Genomic DNA, 21,909 nt, shown 5'->3' with positions numbered 1-21,909 from the left:
GTGTCTTTGGGAGAACACAAGGACGCCGTCGTCCCTCATGACGGCGGAATGACGCAGAGGGAACCGAAAGGAAGCCGTGGCACGCCAGGATGAAACCCCCACACCGGGCCCACGCAGGGAAGGGCCGGCAGAGGGCGCCACCGAGGCGCCCGACCCCGGAGCTGCAGCCCAGGCGGAGGATCAAGGCCGCCCCGCCGGGCCCGACGGCGAAGCGCCGGACCACGACCACGACGCCTGGGACGCGGCATTCGCCGCCGCCCTGCCCGGCACCGGCCAGCAGGAGGCCCGCCCCGGCGGCCCCGCACCCGAAGCCGCCGACACAGCCGCCCTCCGGGCCGCTCCCGAAGCCGGAACCGTTCCCGACGCAGCCCTCCGGGCCGTTCCCGAAGCCGGAGCCGTTCCGGAGGCGGCCGCCGTTCCGGACACCGGAGCCGAAAACGTCTCCCGCAACGGTACCGTTCCGGGCGGGCACCCTTCGCTGGCCCAGCGCAGCTCGCTGCCGATGCGGCGGGCCAGCACGCTGCCGGACATCAGCCGCCTGGAGCGCGCCGGGGGCGGGGACGCCTCCGACACCGGCAACAGCCCGGAGGCTGACCCGAAGCCCCAGCCACCCACCACGGATGCGCAGGCTGCGGCGTCCCCGGCGGACGGCCCGGCCGCTGCCACCACCGCTGCCGTACCGTCAGCGGCGGCGCCCCGGGCAGCGGGATCGCATGCAGCCTCCCCGCAGGGACAGGGCGACCGGACGGACGACGACGACGCCGCCGACGCCGGTGACACCGATGGGCTGAGCCCCGAGGAGGCGGCGGAGGCACGGCGCCGCGCCGCGGAACGTGAAGCCGCAGCCGACCCCCGCCCGGTCCTGGCCCGCGTGCTGCAGGTCATGATCGCCGTCTTCTTCCCCGTGATGCTGCTGGCCGCCGCGATTCGCGCGGTCGCCACCCCGCTGTTCCTGTGGATTGAATACCACCGCCCCGGGTTCCCCGCAGACGCCTACGGTTTCAGCACCGAGGACCGCATGACCTACGGGTCCTATGCGGTGGACTACCTGCTGAACTGGTCCGGGCCGCGCTACTTGGGAGACCTCGTTGCCGCCGACGGCCAGCCGTTGTACCTGGACACCGAGGTCAGCCACATGGCCGACGTCAAGCTTGTGCTGACGGTGGCCTTCCTGACCGCCCTGGGCATGCTGCTGCTGAGCATCCTCGCCGCCGTCTACCTGGCCCGCCGCAGCCCCGGCGGCATCCGGAGGGCGCTGTTCAGCGGTGCGCTGCTGACCCTGGTGCTGATCGGCGCCCTCGTGGTGACGGCCGTGCTGAGCTGGGAGCAGTTCTTCACGCAGATGCACAATGTCTTTTTTGCCCAGGGCAACTGGACCTTCCGCCTCGATGACACCCTGATCCGGCTCTTCCCGGCCCAGTTCTGGATGGATGCGGGGATCGCCATTGCCGGGATCGTTCTCCTGGTCTGCGTGGCGGTGCTGGCGTCGGCGTGGCCGACCCGGCGCCGTCGGGAGAAGGACCGGAAGGCCCGCGAAGCGGCGCGGCTCCGGCGCCGCGCGGCCCTTGAAGACGTGCACTGACAGGACGTCCAGACCGGCACGGACGCCGCATACGCCGAGGCCCCGGCCGCTCCTGAAGGAGCGGCCGGGGCCTCGGCGTATACCCTGCCGTGGATCGGCTACCGGGCGTAAAGCAGTTCCACCTCGGCGGCATGGTCTGCGATGACCGCGTTCCGGCGCAGCTTCAGCGTGGCGGTCAGATGCCCGGACTCCAGGGAGAAGTCCCGGCCCAGGGTCCGGAACCTGCGGATCTGTTCCGCCCGGGAGACGGTGGCGTTGGCGGCGTCGATGGCCTGCTGGATCTGTTCCAGCACCCGCGGATCATCCGCGGCGGGCACGGCGGGAAGTCCCTTTTCCCGGGCCCAGGCGGTCATCTCCTCCTCGTCCAGAGTGATCAGCGCGGCAACGTAGGGCCGCCCCTCGCCGACGACGACCACCTGGGAGACCAGCCGGTGCTCCCGGATCTTCTCCTCCAGCGGGCCGGGGGCGACGTTCTTGCCCCCGGCGGTGACGAGCAGGTCCTTCTTGCGGCCGGTGATCGTGAGGAACCCGTCGTCGTCCAGGGTGCCGACGTCGCCCGTGTGGAACCAGCCGTCGGCAAATGCCTCCGCCGTGGCCTCGGGGTTGTTGTGGTAGCCGCGGAACACTCCCGCCCCGGACGCCAGCACCTCACCGTCGTCGGCGATGCGGACGCTCGTGCCGGGCATCGGCAGGCCGACGCTGCCGACCCGGGTCAGCGGCACCGTGTTGACCGAGAGAGGCGCGGTCGTTTCGGTCAGTCCGTACCCCTCCAGAACCGTGATGCCCGCGCCGCGGAAGAAGTGGGCGAGGGTGGGCGAGAGTGCGCTCGCCCCGGAGATGGCGATCTTCATCTGCCCGCCGAAGGCGGCCCGCACCCGGGGGAACAGGAGGCGGTCGAACACCGCGTGCCGGGCCTTGAGCGCCGGGGAGGGGCCGCGGCCGCCGCGGCGGGCGCGGTCCTGTGCTTCGGAATAGGCGATCGCGGTGGCGGACGCCGCCCGGAACAGCTTTCCCTTGCCGGCGGCCTCGGCCTTCGCCGCCGCGCCGGCGTGGATCTTCTCGAAGATCCGGGGCACGGCGAGGATGAAGGTGGGCCGGAACGAGGCCATGTCCTCCATGAGGTCGTTCGGGCTGCTGTGCCCCAGCCGGATGCCGCTGGCGATGCAGCCCACCTGCACCGCGCGGGCCAGGACATGGGCCAGGGGAAGGAACATGAGCGTGCTGGAGCCTTCGGGCTTGAGCATCTCGGGCAGGAACTCGGGAACGTTGACCGCGAAGAGCGCGAAGTTGCCGTGCGTGATCTCGCAGCCCTTGGGGCGCCCGGTGGTGCCGGACGTGTACACCATGGAGGCGACGTCGGCCAGGCCCGGCTTGGACCGCGCGGCCTCCAGCTCGTCGTCCGTGATCGGGACGCCGGCGGCACGCACACCGTCCAGTGATTCCGGCCCCTCACCGTCCATCAGCCACAGCCCCACCTTGGCGCCCGACGCCGCCGCGGCGGCATGGACGACGGCCGCCTTGCGGGCATCCTCCACGAATACATGGGAGGCACCGGAGTCCTGGAGGATCCACTCCACCTGGCTGGCGGAGGAGGTCTCGTAGATCGGCACCGTTACCGCTCCCGCGAACCAGATCGCCACGTCCACCAGGGTCCATTCGTAGCGGGTGCGGGACATGACCGCCACGCTGTCGCCGGGCTGCACGCCGAGCCCGATCAGCCCCTTGGCGAGCTTGGAGACCTGGGCCAGAAACTGGGCGGCGCTGATGTCCTGCCAGCGGCCCTGATCGTCCTTGACGGCGTAGAGCGGCCGCCCCGGCGCCTCGGCGTGGACCTTCAGGAGCAGGTCGGTGGTGTTGGATCCCTCCGGCAGATGGACGAGCAGATCCGTGGCGGACTCGCGCAACCGCGGCCTCACTTTCCGTGCTTGTGGCACTTTTTGTTGCTAGATCCAGCTGGGCATCCACATGCGGAGCCGCCAGTCAGGATACGGGATAACCTCGGCCGTCCAGACCGGCACAAAGAACGCGGAGACCAGCAGTACCGCCACCAGGTACGCCCCGATGGCGAGCAGTCCGATCCGCCGGCGTCGGGCGGGAGCTTCGGGGGGTCCGGCGGCCAGACCCAGGACGTAGGTCAGCCCCAGCACCAGGAAGGGCAGGAAAGAGACGGCGTAGAAGTAAAACATGGTTCGGTCGGGAAACGCGAACCAGGGCAGATATCCGGCCGCGACGCCGGCCAGCACCGCGCCGGCGCGCCAGTCCCGCCGCCCCAGCCACCACAGCAGCAGCAGCGGCAGGCAGAGGGCGGCCGCCCACCAGATCAGCGGATTGCCCACGGAGGTGACGGCGGCCGAGCAGCTGGCCGCAGCGCAGCCGGCCTCGCCGTCTGCGTAGGTTTCGTAGTGGAAGGAGGTCGGCCGGCCCAGCAGCAGCCAGCTCCAGGCGCTCGACTCGTAGGGATGGTCCGAGCCCAGCCCGTTGTGGAAGACATAGGCACTGCGGTGGTAGTCGGCGAGGGACCGCAGCGGTGCCGGCAGCCATTGCCAGCCCTCGCCGGGGTTCTGCTCGGCCCAGGACCGGTTGTAGGCGCCGTCGGACCGGAACCAGCCGGTCCATGCTGCGAGGTAAGAGGCCAGTGCGGCGGGCAGCAGGGTGAAGAAGGCAGGCAGCCCGTCCTTCAACACTCCGGCGGGCAGCCAGAGCCGGACCCCGGCCACCCGGCGTGCCGAAACATCCCAGAGCACGCTCATCAGCCCGAACACAGCAACGAAGGCCAGCGCCGACCACTTGGTGCCCACGGCGAGGCCCAGGCACAGCCCGGCCGCCAGCCGCCACGGACGCCACAGCACCCACGGACCCCAGACCGGAGCCGTGCGTTGCGCCGCGCCGCGCACGTCCTCCTCCAGACGGGCCGCCAGCCGCCGTCGCCCGTCATACCGGTCCAGCAGCAGGGCACCGAAGCCGGCGGTGATCCAGAAGGTGAGGAAGACATCGAGCAGCGACGTGCGCGAATGCACCAGATGGTGTCCGTCCACGGCGAGCAGCAACCCGGCGGTGAGGCCGAGGGCGGGCGAGCGGAACAACCGCCAGGCGATCAGGGCAACCAGCAGGACCGTGAGTGAACCGGCCAGAGCCGCACCGAAGCGCCAGCCGAACGCGTTGTCCGTGCCGAACAGCTGCATGCCGAAGGCGATCATCCACTTCCCGACCGGCGGATGGACCACATATTCGGGCTCATCGAGCGGCCCGACCGGAGAACCGGCGTTGAACGAGTCGTTGGCGTCCTCCGGCCAGGCCCGCTCGTAGCCGGACTGGAGGTAGGAAAAGGCGTCCTTCACGTAGTACGTCTCGTCGAACACCAGGCTGCCCGGCTCGCCCAGCCGGACGAAGCGCAGGACCCCGGCCACGACGGCGGCGGCCAGGGCGGCGATCCAACCGGCTGCCCGCCGGTCCAGGCGCAGCGCTCCGAGGCGCTCGACCAGGACGGGGTACCGGAACGCGGCGGCCGGGTCCTGGAGCAGCGGCGCGGCCGGTCGCGTGCCGACGGTCGTAGCAGGGCTCACGCGCTCCACCTTAGCCGCTCGCGTAGGGTAGGAGAGTGGATACAGGCACCCCCGAAGGCACCGGCAACACTCCCCGCAACGACCCCCGCAGCACCGGCGGCGCTGCCGTGACGGGCGGCCAGGGGGCAGGACCGGGAGGGATCGTCCTGGCCGCGACTCCGATCGGAAACATGGGCGACGCCACACCGCGGCTGGTGGAGCTGCTGCAGACCGCGGACATTGTCGCCGCGGAGGACACCCGGCGCCTGCACCGGCTCGTCTCCGCCCTCGGCATCACGGTGTCCGGCCGGACGATCAGCTACCACGAGCACAACGAAGCCACCCGCACGGCGGAGCTGCTCGCCGCCGTCCGCGGAGGCGCCACCCTGCTCGTGGTGACCGATGCCGGCATGCCGGCGGTCTCCGACCCGGGCTTCCGGCTCGTGGCCGCCGCGGTCGAGCAGGACCTTCCGGTGACCGCGGCACCCGGTGCGTCCGCCGTCCTGACGGCGCTGGCCCTGTCGGGGCTGCCCACCGATCGGTTCTGCTTCGAGGGGTTCCTGCCGCGCAAGGCCGGGGACCGCGCCGCACGGCTCGCGGAACTGGCGGGCGAGCGGCGGACCATGGTTTTCTTTGAGGCCCCGCACCGGCTCGAGGTGATGCTGCGTGCCCTGGACGAGGCCTTCGGCCCGGAGCGCCGGGCCGCGGTGGCCCGTGAGCTGACCAAGCTGCATGAGGAGGTGCTGCGCGGGCCGCTGCGCCGGCTGCTGAAATGGGCCGAGGACTCGGAGATCCGCGGCGAAATCGCCGTGGTCGTCGAAGGGGCGCCGGAACCGGAACCCGCCCGGCCCGAGGACCACGTGGCGGCTGTGAACGCCCTCATCGCCGACGGCTCCCGGCTCAAGGACGCCGTCGCCGCGGTCGCGGCCGACGCCCGAGTCAGCCGCCGCGAACTCTACGAGGCCGTCCTGCACTCCCGCAGCGCACCGCCCGCGTCCTGACCGGGCAGGCCGCCCCCACCGCTGGCTGTGCGGCTGCACAACCGCAGCCGCCCGTCACAGTGCAGCACTGTATTTACAGTATTTGTCCGCGCCACTTACGGTGAAGACAATCACCCGGGCACCTGCCCGCACCCATCCGCCTAATCTGGAGGCTACATCCATGGCTATTACCGCTGAGCGCGAGGCGCAACTGCTGGCGACCGTCCCCACCGGACTGCTGATCAACGGCGAGTGGCGCGAGGCAGCGGGCGGAAAGACCTTCGACGTCGAGGATCCGGCCACCGGCAAGGTGCTGCTGAGCATCGCGGATGCCTCCACCGAGGACGGCGCGGCCGCAATGGACGCCGCCGCAGCCGCCCAGGACGCGTGGGCCCGCACCGCCCCCCGTGAGCGCGGGGAGATCCTGCGCCGCGCCTTTGAACTGGTCACCGAGCGCGCCGAGGACTTTGCCCTGCTGATGACCCTGGAAATGGGCAAGCCGCTGGCCGAGGCGCGCGGCGAGGTCGCCTACGGCGCCGAGTTCCTCCGGTGGTTTTCCGAGGAGGCTGTGCGCATCTCCGGCCGCTACGGCACCAGCCCGGACGGCAAATCCCGGCTCATGGTCACCAAGAAGCCCGTGGGGCCCTGCCTGCTGATCACGCCCTGGAACTTCCCGCTGGCCATGGCCACCCGCAAGATCGCCCCGGCCGTCGCCGCCGGCTGCACCATGGTGCTCAAGCCCGCCAAGCTCACTCCGCTGACCAGCCAGCTGTTCGCCGCCGTCATGATCGAGGCGGGGCTGCCCGCCGGCGTGCTGAACGTCGTCTCCACCACCAAGGCCGGCGAGGTCACCGGACCGATCATGAAGGATGACCGGCTGCGCAAGGTCTCCTTCACCGGCTCCACGCCGGTGGGCCAGGGCCTGATCCGCGACGCCGCCGACAAGGTGCTGCGAACCTCCATGGAACTGGGCGGCAACGCCCCGTTCGTGGTCTTCGAGGACGCCGACCTGGACAAGGCCGTGACCGGCGCCATGGCCGCCAAGCTGCGCAACATGGGCGAGGCCTGCACCGCCGCCAACCGCTTCATCGTGCACGAGTCGGTGGCCGAGGAGTTCGCCGCGAAGTTCGCTGAAAAGGTCGCCGCCATGACCCCGGCCCGCGGCACCGAGGACGAGTCCAAGGTCGGCCCGCTGATCGATGCCAAGTCCCGCGACAAGGTGCACTCCCTGGTCACCGACGCCGTCGAGCGCGGCGCCAAGGCCGTTGTCGGCGGTGCTCCGGTGGAAGGCCCGGGCTACTTCTACCAGCCCACGGTGCTGGCGGACGTGCCCGCGGACGCCCAGATCCTCAAGGAGGAGATCTTCGGACCGGTGGCCCCCGTGGTCACCTTCTCCACCGAGGACGAGGCGGTGGCCCTGGCCAACAACACCGAATACGGCCTGGTGGCCTACGTGTTCACCGAGGACCTGAACCGCGGCCTGCGGATCGGCGAAAAGCTGGAGACCGGCATGCTCGGCCTGAACGCCGGCGTGGTGTCCAATGCGGCCGCCCCGTTCGGCGGCGTGAAGCAGTCCGGCCTGGGCCGCGAAGGCGGCGACGAAGGCATCGAGGAGTACCTCTACACCCAGTACATCGGCATCGCCGACCCGTACGCGTCCTAGCGGTCTCATGGCCGGAAGGAGCGGGAGCCGCGGTGCGGCCCCCGCTCCTTCCGTCGTTGGGAGCTCGGTCCCGGCCTTACGGGCGGGTCCGGCCCAGGGACGCGGGGAGCACCCGTGCCTTGAGCCGGGCCACCGGGCCGGAGGCGGCATCGAGGGCGGCCTGGAGCCGGCGGACATCGCTCCAGTCCGCTGCCGGCGGCCTGCCGGCCCGGAGGCCGCTCCGGGCATAGCTCTCCTGTTCGAACGCTGCCCGCAGCCGGTCCACCGCCGCCGCGCCTTCCGGGTCCAGGCCTGCCGCCAGCCGCGCCGCATAGCCGGCTGCCGTATCGGCAGTGTGCATGCCGGTCCCGTAGTCATGGCCCAGGTCGACCGCCTCCTGCCAGGCGGCTGCCGCGGGCGGGTTCCCGCGGCCGGGGTGCTCCGCCGCCGCCCGCCGCCTGGAGCTGCGGTGCCGCCGCAGCTGCCAGGGGGCCAGCAGGGCGCCCACAGCGGCGAGCAGGCCGACCAGGACGCCGACCCAGGGCGCCATTCCGGTCTCCGCCGGCGCCTCCGAAGCAGCCTCCGGGCTGTCGGCAGGCGCCGGAGTTCTCGGCGGAGCAGCAGGCGGGGCAACCTGCCCGCCGCGCGGATCGATGTCATCCTCACGTACCGCATCGGGCCCGGCCTGCGGTTCGCGCGCGTACGCGGGAACCGAACCGCGCGAGGGCGTCGGTTCAAAGCGCACCCAGCCCGCCCCCTCGAAGTACAGCTCCGGCCAGGCATGGGCGTCGCGGGCATCGACCGCGTACTCGCGCAGCTGGATTCCGCCGCTGCCCTCCGTCACCTCGCCGGTGGACCGACCCGGGGCGTAACCCAGCGCCATCCGGCTGGGAATGCCCAGTTCCCGGGCCATGACCGCCATCGCGGCCGCGAAGTGGATGCAGTAGCCCGAGCGCTCCCGCATAAAGCCCTCCAGCACGCTCATCCCGTTGCCGTCGTAGCCGCCGTCGACCGGGGCCTCCAGGGAATAGCTGAACTCCGGCCCGCGCAGGTAGGCCTGCAGGGCCATGGCCTGCTCATACGGCCCGCCGGCATCGGCCGCCGCCTCCCGGGCTGCGTCGGCCAGCGATTGCGGAACGTCGTCCGGCAGGTCCGTGAAGACGGGGTCGAGGGCATCGCCCGGAGCGGCGGGCAACGCGGCAAGCTGCTCCCGGGTGATCCTGAGGTCCAGGCTTTGGACCTCATAGTCGGCTCCGGGGGAGGAGCCGCCGTCGACGGTGCGGATGCTCATGGTCCGCGGATCCCAGGTCCAGGCGCCCTCCACCCCGTTGACCGACGTTGCGGCGTAGGGGGCCAGCAGCCACGGACTTGAGTAGGTGCGGGAGCTGACGCGCGTGGTCGTCCGGGCCGCCGGAACCGCCAGGGCGGCCTCCGCCGGCACCATCGTCGAGACGCCGCGCCGTCGGGTTTCATCACGGGCGGTGGGCCCCCACCTGGCGCCGGAGAAGTCCTCCACCGTAGTGGAGCGCAGATAGACGGGATCGGCGGCGTCGGTGGCGTAGGTGATGCGCCCGGTGGCGGTCGGCCGGCGCAGGTCGCTGCCCAGGGTGACCACCGGGTTCAGGCCGCTGCCGCCGGAGCCGAGCTGGAACCTGGCGCCCTGGGGGAAGGAGCCGGAGGTGAACCCGGGAACCGCCAGCGGCAGCACCAGCGCCAGGACGAGCGCGGCGCCGCCGACGCCGACGGCGGCCAGGGGTGACCGCCGGCTGTCCTCGGCACCGCCGTCCTCCCGGCGCGCGCAGATGACCAGCACCGCCACGTATCCGCCGGCGGCAAGGATGAACGGCAGGGCACCGACGCTGTTCGGCTTGATGACGGCGGGAACGACCAGGATGGCGAGCAGCCCGGCTCCGGCGGTCCCCGGCATGCGCAGCGTGACGGCGAGCGTGTCGGTGAGCACGGCCATCAGGCCGACGCCCAGGCAGGTCAGGAACACCACCCCGGGTTCGGCGAGGACCGGAATGACCTGCGTTGACACGGCGGCCTGGGCTTGGTCCAGGAGCACGCCGAGATGGCGCACCGAGTCTGCGGTGGGCACCACCCCGAGCAGGTTGTGCTCCGCCGTAAAGGCCACGCAGAGGGCGAGCCCGAGGGCGGCCAGCTCCGCGGCGGGCACCAGCGGCAGCGGGGCGCGGAGCCGCCGGGCCGCCGCTCCTGCACCCAGGGCGGCCAGGATGCAGAACGCCAGCGGCAGCAGCCAGGATGCACCTTCCAGGACACCGCTGAGACTCAGCGAAGCGGCGAGCACGGCCGCCGTCACGGACGCCGTGGCGCGGAGCCCGGCGTCGGGCGGGGCCGGGCGCGCGGGGGAAGAAACGGACCGGGGCGGGGCGGTGAGGGTCATCGCCTGCCCCCGACTCCGGCGCCGCCCCGGCCGCCCGCAGGAGCCGTGCGTCCCGGCACCTGCGCGGCGGGCGCTCCGCGGGCGGGCAGCGCGTCCAGCATGCTCCACGCCACGGGAACGGGCGTGTCCGGGCTGACCGCTGCCACCTGCCACCCTGCGCTTCGAAGCACGCGGATTCCATCCCGGGCGGTGCCGGGCGAGTCGAGGGCCAGCACAGCGAATGCCTGTCCGCCGGGACCGGGCAGGGCGGCCAGGGCGCGGGCCTCTGCGGCGGTCAGGGCGCCGAGAACGGCGATCAGCGGCCCCCGGTAGCGGGCCTCGGCCAGCTTCCCGGCCAGCGGCTGCCCAAACGCGGCCCCCTGGCCGGCTTCAGTGCCGTTCGGCTGCAGGCCAAGGGCCGCCAGGCCTTCAGCGAAATCCTGCAGTCCCGCCCCGCCCACGAACTCATCCCTGTCCGGATCAGCGCAGGATGATGAGCCGGCGAGCATGGGCCGGCCCGCCTGGTCCACGGCGCTGAGGGCCCACCCGGCGCCGGCCAGATGCGCCGCCGCGGACACGGTCATCGTCACGCACCATTCGAAGGAGTCGCTGGTGGGCAGATCAGGGGCCTCCTCCCACAGCGACGCCGCGGCGCTCCGCCCGTGCACTGCCTCGCGCCGGTCCAGCAGCAGCGTCGCCCACGGAGTGGAAATGGGTTGTTCCTGCCGTACCATCAGCTGCGCGTGCCGTGCCGTGGCCGCCCAGTGCACCCGGCGCATCGGATCCCCGGGCCGGTAACCGCGCGTGGTCGCCTCATCGTCGCTGGGACCGCCCGGCCGGGGATGGAGCACGGTACCGTCCGGACCCCCGGCCGCGTCGGGGAACGGAGGCGGAAGCGGCAGCGGTGCGGGCGCGACGACCAGCTGGTCGCTGCCGCCCAGCTCCTGGTCCGTACGGGCCAGTCCGAGCGGGTCGATGAACACGGCGCCCGCCGGGCCGATCCGGAAAACCCCACGCCGGCTGGAACGGAGCCGGTACTCATAGTCCGCCCTCAGCGCACCGCTCGCGGACAGGGGAGGGAAGTGGAAGGCCGGGCTTTGTCCGAACCGGGCCGGCAGGCCCTCATGCATGGTCACCGACGACACCGGAAGGCTCGGTGCGGACACCGCCAGCCGGACCGTGGCCGGGGTGCCTGCCTCCACCACCGGAGGCGTGAAGGAGCGTCGGATGTCCAGCCGCGGCCGGGCCAGCCGGAGCAGGACGGCGGAGGCGGCCGGCAGGGCGGCCAGGAAGACCGCCAGCGTGAGCAGGTCCCGCCGCCCCAGGACCCACCCGGCCAGGAGGGCAGCGGCGGCGGAGACCAGGAAACCGGCTCCGCGACGGGTCAGCGAGGTGGACGGCAGCAGGCGGGCGAGCATCGCGGCGGCCCGGATCAGTGCCGGGAACGCTCGGTCGGGGCCGGGCGGGGAACCGCGACCCGGGAGCGGACCTCCGCCAGGATCCCGGCCGCCGTGTCGCCGGCCGCTGCAGAACGGCGGTCCAGGATCAGCCGGTGGGCCAGCACTGGCTCCATGAGGCCGGCCAGGTCATCGGGCAGGACGAAGTCCCGTCCGGCCAGCGCGGCACGCGCCTTGGCCGCACGCACCAGCTGCAGCAGGGCCCGCGGGCTGGCGCCCAGGCGCACGGCGGGATGCTCACGGGTGGCCCGGCCCAGGGCCACGGCGTATTCCTTGACCGGGCCGGAGACGTAGACCTCGCGAACGCGTGCGGCCATGGCCGAAACCTGTGCCAGGCCGACGACGGGAACCACGTCGTCGAGCGGGTCCGCCGCCTGGTGGTGCTCCAGCATGTCCACCTCGGCGCGGGCGTCCGGATAGCCGAGCGAAAGCCGCACCATGAAGCGGTCCCGCTGCGCCTCGGGCAGGGCGTAGGTGCCTTCCATCTCCACTGGGTTCTGGGTGGCGACCACCATGAACGGATCGGCCAGCGGCCACGTGGCGCCGTCCACGCTCACCTGGCGCTCCTCCATGCATTCGAGCAGCGCGGACTGGGTCTTCGCCGATGCACGGTTGATTTCGTCGCCGATCACGATGTTGGCGAAGACGGGGCCGCGGCGGAACTCGAAGCGGTGCGTGTCCTGGTTGTAGATGGACACTCCGGTGACATCGGACGGCAGCAGGTCGGGCGTGAACTGCAGCCGGGTGACCGAGCAGTCGACTGTGCGGGCCAGCGACTTGGCCAGCATCGTCTTGCCCACTCCGGGCACGTCTTCCAGCAGCACATGCCCCTGGGCGAGCAGCGCGGTAAGCATCAGGGCCGCGGCTTCCGCCTTCCCGTCGATGACGGTGCCCATGGAGGCCAGGATCCGGCCTGCGGCATCGGCGAACTCCTGCGCGTCCATGGGTGCCGGCCCTCGGCGGACCGGCGCGGCCGAAGGCCCGGCGGGCGGGCCGGCGTCGGGATGAAGAATGGGCGGGGCGGTGGCCGTTGAGGTTTCTCGGGCGTCCATGGATACCTTCCGGACAACGGCGCTCAGGCGCCGGCGGCAGCGGTGTGGAGCACGTGCGGGCAACCGGCTGCCGGCCCTGCGGGGGCGGCCCGGCCACGGTGTCTGTTCAGGGTACTAGCTCCCTTAGGGTTAAGAACATGTGCAATTCCAGCGGTGGCCCTTCCGGTTCCGTCCCCGGCGCGTACGCCGCGCTCGACCGCCCCGACGCCGGCGGCCGCGGCTGGCCTCCCGCCCCGGAACCGCTGCCGGTGCCGGTGATGGACAACCACACCCACCTCGACTTTCCCGCCGACGCGGGTATCGTTCCGGCCGCCCTGGCCCTCGATGCCGCCGCCGCGGTGGGGGTGCGCGGCGCCGTCCAGGTCGGCACCGACCTCGAATCGAGCCGGCGCACGGTGGAGCTGGTGGAGCAGGAGCCCCGGCTGCTGGGCGCGGTCGCAATCCATCCCAACGACGCCCCCGACCTGGCGGCGGCCGGCACCCTGGAAGCGGCCCTCACTGAGATCGAGCAGCTGGCCCGCCATCCGAGGGTGCGCGCCGTGGGGGAGACCGGACTGGACTACTTCCGCACCGGCCCGGAAGGCCTGGAACGCCAGCAGTATTCGTTCCGGCGGCACATCGACATCGCCAAGCGCACCGGTACCGCCCTGCAGATCCACGACCGGGAGGCGCACGCGGACGTGGTCCGGATCCTGAGGGAAGAGGGTGCACCGGAGAAGGTGGTCTTCCACTGCTTCTCCGGCGATGCGGAGCTGGCCCGCACCTGCAACGAGTTCGGCTGGTACATGTCGTTTGCCGGCACGGTCACCTTCCGCAACGCCGCCTATCTGCGTGAAGCGCTCGCGGTCGCCGATCCTTCGCTGATCCTCGTCGAAACCGACGCCCCGTTCCTCACCCCGCATCCCTGGCGCGGCCGGCCCAACGCCAGCTACCTCGTACCCGCCACCGTCCGTGCCATGGCCGCTGAACTGGATCGCGACCTGGCTGCCCTGTGCACGGACCTGGCCGCCAACACCGAGCGGGTCTACGGCACCTGGTGAGCCGCGGGACCACTGTGGCCGGCGGGGAACAGGGGGCCACCGTGAAATCTGTGGTTGCCGAGCAGATCACGTTTCGGTTACGGTAGGGACCAGTTAGCCGGGGTCGGGGAAGGCTGCCGGAAAACGAAGCTGATGCACGCATCGGCCCGGACTGCTGTGCCCTGCCCTGCGCAAACGCGCCTCAAGGGGTGCCGCCAGGCCGGACCGGGCGCGCCCATACGCCTGTGCAGGGCTGTTCCGCCGTGGGATTCGGCGGAAGCCGCCCCTGCACTTCATCCCCGTGCCCGGACACCGCAAGCGTTTGGAATTAAGTGGCACAGGCAGTCGTAAGGCGTGGAACCAGGCTCATCGGACAGGGCACCGTGATGGCGGCCCTCGTGCTGGGGCTCGTGGCCTTCGTGGGCAACAACAAGACCGTTGAAATCAGCGTTGACGGACAGGCCAGCGACGTCCAGACGTTCGGCGGAACCGTGGAGGACGTGCTGGAGCGCGCCGGGGTGAGCGTCGACGCCGCAGACCAGGTCACGCCGGCCCTCGGATCCCAGGTCGGGGACGGGGCCCGAATCGAGGTGCTGACCGCGAAGACCGTGGACATTACCCTCGACGGCGCCGGGCACACCGTGCAGACCACCGGGAGCACGGTTGAGGATCTGGTCTCGGAACTGCGGGTCTCCGCCGCGTCAGCCGTCTCGGCCTCGTTCGACACCTCCCTCGCCGGGCTGGACCGGGACCTGTCCATCACCACCCCCAAGACCGTCATCCTCCTGGTTGACGGCGGTTCCCGGGAACACAGCACCACAGCCGGCAACGTGGGCGAGCTGCTGGACGAGGCAGGCGTCCGCCTGGGTGCGAGGGATCGGGTCTCCGCCCCGGCGCAGGCCGCCGTGGTGGACGGCATGATCCTGAAGGTCACCAGGCTCAGCGCCAATGGGGAGGAAACCGTCACCGAGACGGTTCCGTTCGACACCGTCGAGACTCCCAACGCCGATCTGCCCGAAGGGGAGCGGAAGGTCACCCGCGAAGGCGTGGCCGGAGAAAAGGTCAGCGTCTTCCGCGTCGTCACCGTGGACGGCCGTGAGGCCAGCCGCACCCTGGTCACTTCGTCGGTCACCCGCGAACCCGTGGCCGAGGAAGTAGCGGTCGGCACCAAGAAGCGCCCGGCCGCACCGTCGGGCACCGCCCCCGCGGGAGGCGCCTGGGCAGCCCTGGCCCAGTGCGAATCAGGCGGCAACTGGCACATCAACACGGGCAACGGCTACTACGGCGGGCTGCAGTTCAGTGCCTCCAGCTGGCTTGGAGCCGGGGGCGGGAAGTATGCACCCGTGGCCAGTGACGCCACACCCGCTCAGCAGATCGAGATCGCCGAGAACCTGCGCGCCAGCGGCGGCTGGGGCCACTGGCCGTCCTGCGCCGCCAAGCTGGGTCTGCTTTAGCCTCCAGCGGGGCTTCACCCGTCGAGCCCGCTTACCAGCCGTGCCGCATGGGCGGAGCGGTCATCGGCACCGGCACGGCGAAACCAGCGGCTGCTCTCCGTCAGGCGGTCCCGCGCGGCCCGCGTGCGTCCCAGATCCGCCAGGCTCAGCCCCAGCTGCAGGGCCAGTTCCGCCGCCGCCTGGGGGGAGAGCGCGCCGCGGGCCTCATAGGCTCGGGAGAGCAGTTCCGCTCCCGCCTGGGGATTCCCGGCCAGATGCAGGTACCGGCCGCGGCAGCGCAGCAGGTCCAGCCGCTCCGCCGCCGGTGCGTCCAGGACCGCCATCGCCGTTTCGGCGCGGTCGATGCACTGCAGGGTCGCGGCGTCATGCAGCCCTGCGGCGACGCGTTTGGAGGCGGAACCGCGGTTGAAGGCTGCCCACAGCTGCAGGTCGTCGTCGGGCGAGAGCAGCTGTGCGGCCCGCTCGTGGAAGTGGGCACCGGCGCCGGGGTCTCCGCACAGGAACGCGGCGTTGCCGGCAGCCCACCAGCCCCGGCCGGCGTCGGCCGGATCCTGAAGCGTCGGCAGCAGCGGCATCAGCAGGGCGGTGCAGTGGGTCCAGGCCTGCTGCGGCCGGCCGCTTTCGCCCAGGGCCGCGACCAGGGCAAGGAGGACCTCGAGGAGCACCGCCGCTCCGACGGTGTCCGAAAGGGCGGTCCGCAGCGCGCGGGCGGCGTCGTCCACCGCAGTATCCAGCTGTCCCGCTCCCTGCCGGGCGGTGGCCAGCAGGGCCAGGCCCTGGGCCCGGCGTGCGGGATCGGTCCGGGCCAGCGGATCGTTCGCGAGGTCGACGGAGAACCGCACGGCCTCGTCGAAGCGGTGCAGGTGCCGCAGTGCCCGCACGGCCAGCACCGTGTCCTCCCAGGCCGTCGTCGGCTCTTCCCTGTCCCGCCGCAGCTGCGCGGACTGCAGGGCCAGGGACACGGCTGCGGGGTAACTGCGCTCGTCCCACGCCTGACGGGCGGCCAGGCCCGTCATCACCGCCGGCCCGGCGCTCCGTTCCGGGCCGCCCTCCCGCCCGGCCAGCCTGGCGGCCAGGGCCTGCAGCTCCACACCGGACGGCTCGGCTGCTCCGGCCTCGAGGGAACCGACCCGGCCGGCTGCCGCGAGGCCCTCGCCGAGGGCCGCCCTGCTGAGTCCGCGCATCTTCCGCTCTGCTTGGAGCCTGTACCCAAACGTTCTGCCCATGGATGTTCCCGCCTGTCACCGGGTGCTGAACACTGGAAAGGTGCCGCGTTCCGAAGGAATGCTAGCCACCGGTACCCGGGCGCGGCAGAGCAGGCGGCAGGACCGGGAGGATAAGACATGAAACCGCTGACATCCGTTTCCCGCCGGGACGAATCCGCATGCCGGGGGCCCGTGGGGGACTGGCCGGACTGACCGGCCGCCGCGTCCATCCGGCTGTCGGGGGTTGGCTAGAATTGGCCGGTGACTGATTCCGCTCCCGATGCCCGCCCGCCCGCACCGCTGCTTGGCGCGGCTGACATCCGCGCCCTGGCCGCCGAGCTGGACGTCCGCCCTACCAAGACCCTCGGCCAGAACTTCGTGATCGACGGCAACACCATCCGCCGGATCGTCGAGGCTGCGAAGGTGGACCCGGCGGAGACGGTGCTGGAGGTGGGCCCGGGCCTTGGGTCCCTGACCCTGGGACTGCTCGACGCCGCCGCCCGCGTGGTGGCGGTGGAGATCGACCCGGTGCTGGCCGGCCGGCTTCCGGAAACGGTGCGCACCTGGCGCCCGGACCGCGCCGCGGACCTGCACGTGGTGCAGGCCGACGCGATGCGGGTCACTGACCTGCCGGCGGAACCGACCGCGCTGGTGGCGAACCTGCCCTACAACGTTGCCGTGCCCGTGGTGCTGCACCTGCTCGCGCACTTCCCGTCCCTGCGGCACGGCCTGGTGATGGTGCAGGACGAGGTGGCGGACCGGATGGCCGCCCGCCCGGGGTCGCGCACCTACGGTGTGCCCTCGGTGAAGGCAGCCTGGTACGGCACCATGCGCAAGGCCGGCGTCATCGGCATGAACGTGTTCTGGCCCGCCCCGCGCATCTCTTCCGGCTTGGTGGCCTTTGAACGCACCGCGCCGCCGCAGACCAGCGCCACCCGCGAAGAGGTCTTCGCGGTCATCGATGCCGCGTTCGCCCAGCGGAGGAAGACCCTGCGGGCCGCCCTCGCCGGGTGGGCGGGCAGCCCCGCCGCGGCCGAGGCCGCGCTGCGTGCCGCAGGCGTCGATCCCTCCGCCCGGGGCGAGGTGCTCGACATACACGCCTTCGCCCGGATCGCCGAGGCCGGGACCCCGTCCTGAGCGCCGGGGTGCAGGGAACCGCGGCTGATTTCGGCGGCCCCGGACCGGTCGCCTAAGTTGGAAGACATGACCGCTGTTTCTCCGTCCTGGACCGTCCGTGTCCTGGCACCGGGCAAGATCAACGCCTCGCTGCTGGTCGGCCCGCCCCGGACGGACGGCTACCACACCGTCGCCAGCGTGTATCTGGCCGTGTCCCTCTACGAGGAGGTTCTCGCCGGGCCGTCCGAGGCGCCGGGCATCACGCTGACCATGTCCTCGGGCGGCGACGGCCTGGGCGTCTCCGTGGACGGGCTTCCGCTGGGTCCGGACAACCTGGCGGTCCGTGCCGCTGAGCTGGTCGCGGCGCAGCTGGACCGCCCGGTGCCCGGCGTCCGCCTGCACATCGTGAAGCGTGTACCCGTCGCCGGCGGGATGGGAGGCGGCTCGGCCGATGCCGCCGCCGCGCTGCTGGCCTGCAACCTGTTCTGGAACGCCGGTCTCTCCGGCACGGACCTCGCCGCCCTGGCCGCCCGGCTGGGTGCCGACGTGCCGTTCGCCCTGGCTGGCGCGGCCGCCGTCGGCCTTGGCGTGGGGGACCGGCTCACCGAGGTGCCGGTGGAAGGCACCTTCCATTGGGTCCTCTCCGCGGCTGACGACGGCCTGTCCACTCCGGAGGTGTACCGGACCCTGGACCGCCTGCGGGAAGCGGACGCCGCTCCCGTCCCCGAGCCGACGGCGGCGGATCCGGCCGTCCTCGCAGCGCTGGCGGGCGGGGATGCCCGCGCCCTGGCCGCGGCACTGCGCAACGACATGCAGCCCGCCGCGCTCGCCCTGGCCCCCCGGCTGGCCGCCACGCTCGACGCCGGGGTCCAGGCCGGCGCCCTGGCCGCCATGGTCTCCGGCTCCGGGCCCACCGTGGCCTTCCTTGCGGCCGACGCCGCGGCCGCATCCGCACTGGAACGCGGCCTGCGGGACCGGGGGCACCGCGCGCTCGCGGTGACCGGCCCAGCCCGGGGCGCGCACGCCGTCGGGCCCCAGGGCGTCCCGGCCGGGACCATCCCGCACCAGACCGTTCCGCACCAGGGCGCTGATGCGCCCGCCGACCCCTCTTCCGGAAAGTAGCGTCCATTGGCACACCTGCTTGGAGCCGAGAACCTCAGCATCTCCTTCGGCACCCGCACCATCCTCGACGAGGTTTCCCTCGGCATCGACGAGGGCGACCGGATCGGCATGGTCGGCCGCAACGGCGACGGCAAGTCCACGCTCATGCGGCTGCTCGCCGAACGGCAGAGCCCCGACGCCGGCCGGGTCACCCGACGCCGTGACGTCACCGTCGGCTACCTGGACCAGTCCGACGTCCTGGACGGCTCGCTCACCGTGGGCGAGGCCGTCGTCGGCGACCGCCCCGAGCACGAGTGGGCCTCCGACCCGCGAATCCGCGACGTCATGGGCGGACTGATCAGTGAGGTGGACTGGCACGCCACCGTTTCCTCGCTCTCCGGCGGCCAGAAGCGCCGGGTGGCCCTGGCGAAGCTGCTGGTCCGCGAGGACGACGTGGTGATGCTGGACGAGCCGACCAACCACCTCGACGTGGAAGGGGTGGCCTGGCTGGCCGGGCACCTGAAGCAGCGGTGGCGCGCCACCGAAGGCGGGCTGCTGGTGGTCACCCACGACCGCTGGTTCCTCGACGAGGTCTGCACCCGGACCTGGGAAGTGCACGACGCCGTCGTCGACGGGTTCGACGGCGGCTACGCGGCCTACGTCCTGGCCCGCGCCGAACGGGACCGGATGGCCGCCGTGGTCGAGAACAAGCGCCAGCAGCTGGTGAAGAAGGAACTGGCCTGGCTGCGCCGCGGCGCCCCGGCCCGCACCTCCAAGCCCAAGTTCCGCATCGAGGCCGCCAACGCCCTGATCGCCGACGTGCCGGATCCCCGCGACACGCTGTCCCTGAACAAGATGGCCACCGCCCGGCTGGGCAAGGACGTGCTGGATCTGGAGGACGTGTCGCTGGAACTTGGCGGCAACGTGCTGTTCAAGGACATCACCCTGCGCCTGGCACCGGGGGAGCGGCTGGGCCTGGTGGGCGTCAACGGCGCCGGCAAGACGACCCTGCTCCGGCTGCTGAACGGCGACATCGCCCCCACCTCCGGCAGGTTCAAGCGCGGCAAGACGGTGCAGACCGCCGTCCTCACTCAGGACGTTCGCGAGCTGGCGGACGTGGAGGACCTGCGGGTCATCGAGGTCATTGAGAAGGAGAAGCGGGTCTTCAGCGTCGGCGGCCGGGAGCTGTCGGCGGGGCAGCTGGTCGAGCAGCTGGGCTTCAGCAACCAGCGCCAGTGGACGCCCGTGAAGGAGCTCTCCGGCGGAGAACGGCGGCGCCTGCAGCTGCTGCGGCTGCTGGTCGGGGAACCGAACGTGCTGATGCTCGATGAGCCCACCAACGACCTGGACACCGACACCCTGGCCGCCGTCGAGGACGTCCTGGACGGGTGGCCCGGCACCCTGGTGGTCGTCTCACACGACCGCTACCTGCTTGAACGGGTGACCGACCACCAGATGGCGCTGCTCGGCGACGGGCACCTGCGCGGGCTGCCCGGCGGCGTGGACCAATACCTGCAGCTGCGAAAGGCGGCGGAAGGAAGCGGGCAGGCGGCCGCCTCGGTACTGGGAGCGGCCGGCCCGGCGTCGGGCACTTCCGCAGCCGACGACGGCGGCTCAGGCGCCAGCGAGGCGGAGAAGCGTGCCGCCCGCAAGGAGCTCACCCGGATCGAGCGCCAGCTGACCCGGCTGGCGCAGCAGTCCGACAAGCTGAAGGCGCAGATGGCCGAGGTCACCGAGGCCTCCGGCGGTGCGGACTTTGAGAAGCTCGGTGAGCTGAACACGAAGCTGCAGGCCGTCGCAGCCGAGCAGGAGGAGCTGGAAATGCAGTGGCTTGAGGCATCCGAGGTGCTGGAGTAACGGTCAAGCCCCAGCCCCGGGCTGCCCGTCCCGCGGCTGCCGGTTGGGGAAACTGCTGCCGGTACGCGCCGGCAGCGGCTTCCCCAACCGGCAGCGGTTTCGGTTGGCACCCGGCAGCCGCCGGCGCCCGACGGCGACGAGCCGGTCAGGAAGCGAGCAGCTGCGGCAGGATGTGGTCACGCAGCAGGGGAGACAGGTCCCCGCGCTTCGCCGCGGCTGCAGGCTGTACCCAGAGCAGCTCCTCGATCTCCGCGGCGGGCTCCGGCAGCGGTGACCCCGCCGGCAGCTCCATGGAGAACAGGCCTGCGTCAATGAAGGTGTCGGCCTCGTTGGCCGCCGGGCCGTACCACCGGCCCAGGTTCCCAAGGTCCGAAGGCGCGACCTCAAGTCCCAGTTCCTCGCCGACCTCGCGGGCGGCGGCCTCGGCAAACGACTCTCCCGGTTCCAGCTTGCCGCCGGGCTGCATGAAGCGGGAGGTGCCGCGCTTGCGGACCAGCAGGATCCGCCCGTCCTCGTCGCGGAGCAGGACGGCGGACAGGGTGAGGACAGCGGGCGACGACGCCGCGCCGGCCTGCCCGCCCGCATCGGCGGAGTCGGGGACTGAGGCGGAAACATCGGCGGCGGACTCAGCTCCGGCGGCGGGCACGGACAGGGCCAGGCCCGGCTCCTTCTGCAGCCCGGTCATCCCGTACCACGCCAGATTCACCACATGCGCCGCCACCGTCGCCTTGTCGGGCGATTTGGCGTCGAGCCACCACTGGCCGGTCATGGCGACCATGCCCACCAGCATCTGCGCGTACATGCCGCCCATGGACGGGCTGTAGCCGCGCCGGTCAAACTCATGGGCAAGAATGTGCTCCACCTGCACGGCAATCCGGGAAAGAAGACTGGAAAAGATGCCTTCCGGCTGCGACGGCGGGGCGTCCCGCATCAGGATCCGGAAACCGTCCGAATCCGTGTCGATGTAGTCCAGCAGCGCATAGGCCGCCCGTTCGAGCAGGATCCGCGGTCCTGCGGAAGCCGACAGCGCCTCGGTGATGAGCTCCAGCACGCGCTGGAACTCGGTCTCCACCACCTCCGTGTACAGGCCTTCCTTGGAGCCGAAGTGTTCATAGACCACCGGCTTCGACACCCCTGCGGCGGCGGCGATTTCCTCGATCGTCGCCCCGTCCGGTCCGCGCAGGGCGAACTGGGCGCGAGCCACCCGCATCAGCTGCACGCGACGCTGCGCTCCGGTCATGCGCAGGCGGGCGCTGCCTGCGGAAGTTCTTGCCACCCCCACAGTCTAAGGGCACCTGCCGGGCAGGGCCCCAAGTCGCGGGCGGTCGCGCGGACGTGGCAGACTTAGGAGCGGTGCGGGCCGCGCGCGGGCCGCATGATCCGCTCTGGTGTAACGGCAGCACCCCGGCCTTTGGAGCCGTGGAGTATAGGTTCGAATCCTATGGGCGGAACGGCAGGTTCTGTCCCCGGCCGACATGACAGCGCGGGGCATAGGCGGCAGAAAACCCCGGCAGCAGCA

At 71.9% G+C, this 21,909-nt stretch carries 15 protein-coding genes and 1 tRNA gene; 9 read left to right on the top strand and 7 right to left on the bottom strand.

Translation table 11 applies throughout. The features are described 5' to 3' along the window. The first annotated feature begins 76 nt into the window (after positions 1–76). Positions 77–1,582, top strand: a complete 1,506-nt coding sequence (locus AC5RUW_RS09340) for a TIGR01906 family membrane protein (protein WP_494160444.1) — start codon at positions 77–79, stop codon at positions 1,580–1,582. A gap of 98 nt (positions 1,583–1,680) precedes the next feature. On the opposite strand, the gene AC5RUW_RS09335 is transcribed toward AC5RUW_RS09340, so the two are convergent. After that, a complete protein-coding gene (locus tag AC5RUW_RS09335) occupies positions 1,681–3,486 on the bottom strand; it encodes an AMP-dependent synthetase/ligase (RefSeq protein WP_494160795.1) in 1,806 nt (601 codons plus the stop codon). Positions 3,487–3,525: 39 nt separating this feature from the next. Then, positions 3,526–5,145: a dolichyl-phosphate-mannose--protein mannosyltransferase gene (locus tag AC5RUW_RS09330; protein ID WP_494160443.1), complete on the bottom strand. Its 1,620-nt coding sequence runs from the start codon at positions 5,143–5,145 to the stop codon at positions 3,526–3,528. A gap of 107 nt (positions 5,146–5,252) precedes the next feature. Between AC5RUW_RS09330 and rsmI the strand changes: the two genes are divergently transcribed. Beyond that, a complete protein-coding gene (rsmI, locus tag AC5RUW_RS09325; RefSeq protein WP_494160794.1) occupies positions 5,253–6,125 on the top strand; it encodes a 16S rRNA (cytidine(1402)-2'-O)-methyltransferase in 873 nt (290 codons plus the stop codon). A 160-nt stretch (positions 6,126–6,285) separates the two neighbouring features. Next, positions 6,286–7,767 (top strand): NAD-dependent succinate-semialdehyde dehydrogenase, encoded by a 1,482-nt coding sequence (locus tag AC5RUW_RS09320; protein ID WP_494007657.1) that lies wholly within the window; start codon positions 6,286–6,288, stop codon positions 7,765–7,767. Positions 7,768–7,843: 76 nt separating this feature from the next. Here the strand turns inward: AC5RUW_RS09320 and AC5RUW_RS09315 are convergent, their stop codons facing one another. Genes AC5RUW_RS09315 through AC5RUW_RS09305 form a run of 3 tightly spaced genes read right to left on the bottom strand, consistent with a single transcriptional unit; the run spans position 7,844 to position 12,638 of the window. Then, entirely contained in the window at positions 7,844–10,150 is a 2,307-nt protein-coding gene (locus tag AC5RUW_RS09315; RefSeq protein WP_494160442.1) for a transglutaminase TgpA family protein, read from the bottom strand. Beyond that, positions 10,147–11,547 (bottom strand): DUF58 domain-containing protein, encoded by a 1,401-nt coding sequence (locus tag AC5RUW_RS09310; protein ID WP_494160441.1) that lies wholly within the window; start codon positions 11,545–11,547, stop codon positions 10,147–10,149. The genes AC5RUW_RS09315 and AC5RUW_RS09310 overlap by 4 nt, the downstream gene beginning before the upstream one ends. A gap of 14 nt (positions 11,548–11,561) precedes the next feature. Continuing rightward, a complete protein-coding gene (locus AC5RUW_RS09305) occupies positions 11,562–12,638 on the bottom strand; it encodes an AAA family ATPase (protein WP_494160440.1) in 1,077 nt (358 codons plus the stop codon). A 137-nt stretch (positions 12,639–12,775) separates the two neighbouring features. Here AC5RUW_RS09305 and AC5RUW_RS09300 point away from each other — a divergent pair, with 137 nt between their 5' ends. Continuing rightward, the gene (locus AC5RUW_RS09300) at positions 12,776–13,678 is read left to right on the top strand and encodes a TatD family hydrolase (RefSeq protein WP_494160439.1); all 903 of its coding nucleotides are present in this window, start codon (positions 12,776–12,778) and stop codon (positions 13,676–13,678) included. Between the two features lie 311 nt (positions 13,679–13,989). Beyond that, positions 13,990–15,111 carry a resuscitation-promoting factor gene (locus AC5RUW_RS09295; protein WP_494160438.1) on the top strand — a complete coding sequence of 374 codons (1,122 nt, stop codon included), beginning with the start codon at positions 13,990–13,992 and terminating at the stop codon, positions 15,109–15,111. Between the two features lie 14 nt (positions 15,112–15,125). On the opposite strand, the gene AC5RUW_RS09290 is transcribed toward AC5RUW_RS09295, so the two are convergent. Further along, on the bottom strand, positions 15,126–16,295 hold the full coding sequence (locus tag AC5RUW_RS09290) for a hypothetical protein (RefSeq protein ID WP_494160437.1): 1,170 nt from the start codon (positions 16,293–16,295) through the stop codon (positions 15,126–15,128). 282 nt (positions 16,296–16,577) lie between these two features. Between AC5RUW_RS09290 and rsmA the strand changes: the two genes are divergently transcribed. The 3 genes from rsmA to AC5RUW_RS09275 all read left to right on the top strand — a co-directional run bounded on the left by rsmA (position 16,578) and on the right by AC5RUW_RS09275 (position 20,390). Beyond that, a complete protein-coding gene (rsmA, locus tag AC5RUW_RS09285; protein WP_494160436.1) occupies positions 16,578–17,453 on the top strand; it encodes a 16S rRNA (adenine(1518)-N(6)/adenine(1519)-N(6))-dimethyltransferase RsmA in 876 nt (291 codons plus the stop codon). Positions 17,454–17,519: 66 nt separating this feature from the next. Continuing rightward, the gene (locus AC5RUW_RS09280) at positions 17,520–18,554 is read left to right on the top strand and encodes a 4-(cytidine 5'-diphospho)-2-C-methyl-D-erythritol kinase (protein WP_494160435.1); all 1,035 of its coding nucleotides are present in this window, start codon (positions 17,520–17,522) and stop codon (positions 18,552–18,554) included. 6 nt (positions 18,555–18,560) lie between these two features. After that, positions 18,561–20,390, top strand: a complete 1,830-nt coding sequence (locus AC5RUW_RS09275) for an ABC-F family ATP-binding cassette domain-containing protein (protein WP_494007648.1) — start codon at positions 18,561–18,563, stop codon at positions 20,388–20,390. Between the two features lie 145 nt (positions 20,391–20,535). Here AC5RUW_RS09275 and AC5RUW_RS09270 read toward each other — a convergent pair whose 3' ends face one another. Beyond that, a complete protein-coding gene (locus tag AC5RUW_RS09270; RefSeq protein WP_494160434.1) occupies positions 20,536–21,666 on the bottom strand; it encodes an NUDIX domain-containing protein in 1,131 nt (376 codons plus the stop codon). Between the two features lie 103 nt (positions 21,667–21,769). Here AC5RUW_RS09270 and AC5RUW_RS09265 point away from each other — a divergent pair. Continuing rightward, positions 21,770–21,841 (top strand) — tRNA-Gln (locus AC5RUW_RS09265). Positions 21,842–21,909 lie beyond the last annotated feature (68 nt).

Source organism: Arthrobacter sp. Y3222053 (assembly GCF_059092805.1).
Note: the sequence above shows the minus strand (reverse complement) of the source record. Positions and strands in the feature narration are given on the sequence as shown.

Bases quoted from the DNA above. Each gene is read 5' to 3' on its own strand.
- AC5RUW_RS09315 (WP_494160442.1), bottom strand. From the start codon at position 10,150: ATGACCCTCACCGCCCCGCCCCGGTCCGTTTCTTCCCCCGCGCGCCCG.
- AC5RUW_RS09290 (WP_494160437.1), bottom strand. From the start codon at position 16,295: ATGCGCGGACTCAGCAGGGCGGCCCTCGGCGAGGGCCTCGCGGCAGCC.
- AC5RUW_RS09305 (WP_494160440.1), bottom strand. From the start codon at position 12,638: ATGGACGCCCGAGAAACCTCAACGGCCACCGCCCCGCCCATTCTTCAT.
- AC5RUW_RS09320 (WP_494007657.1), top strand. From the start codon at position 6,286: ATGGCTATTACCGCTGAGCGCGAGGCGCAACTGCTGGCGACCGTCCCC.
- AC5RUW_RS09300 (WP_494160439.1), top strand. From the start codon at position 12,776: ATGTGCAATTCCAGCGGTGGCCCTTCCGGTTCCGTCCCCGGCGCGTAC.
- AC5RUW_RS09310 (WP_494160441.1), bottom strand. From the start codon at position 11,547: ATGCTCGCCCGCCTGCTGCCGTCCACCTCGCTGACCCGTCGCGGAGCC.
- AC5RUW_RS09280 (WP_494160435.1), top strand. From the start codon at position 17,520: ATGACCGCTGTTTCTCCGTCCTGGACCGTCCGTGTCCTGGCACCGGGC.